The 274-nt window shown below is 55.1% G+C and carries 1 protein-coding gene; it reads right to left on the reverse strand.

Translation table 11 applies throughout. The annotated features are described in order from the left end of the window. Positions 1 to 38 precede the first annotated feature (38 nt). A partial coding sequence (locus tag RMT89_RS42910) for a hypothetical protein (protein WP_315889180.1) occupies positions 39 to 274 on the reverse strand: 236 nt, incomplete at its 5' end.

Raw genomic sequence — 274 nt, forward strand, 5'->3', positions numbered from 1 at the left:
CAGGAAACGACTCTACCTGAAAGTGAACAGTTCAGCTATCACGCCAATTCTTCATCCTTGAACCACCACATTACAGCCAAGACGACAAACCAAACGATCAGCGGGACGCCAATCGTGAATTCCACGAGTAGGCCTCTCATGTGCTCGTGCTGCGCGGCCTCAGTCAGTGCAGAATCCAGAATTGGCACCGCATCGGCCACCACGCTGTACGCGGTCGTGTCATCGTTTATGACCTCGCGGGTACGTTCGACCAGCTCCCGTGCTGCTCGAAGCT

The sequence above is a fragment of the Streptomyces sp. P17 genome (assembly GCF_032436805.1).
Lineage (GTDB): Bacteria > Actinomycetota > Actinomycetes > Streptomycetales > Streptomycetaceae > Streptomyces.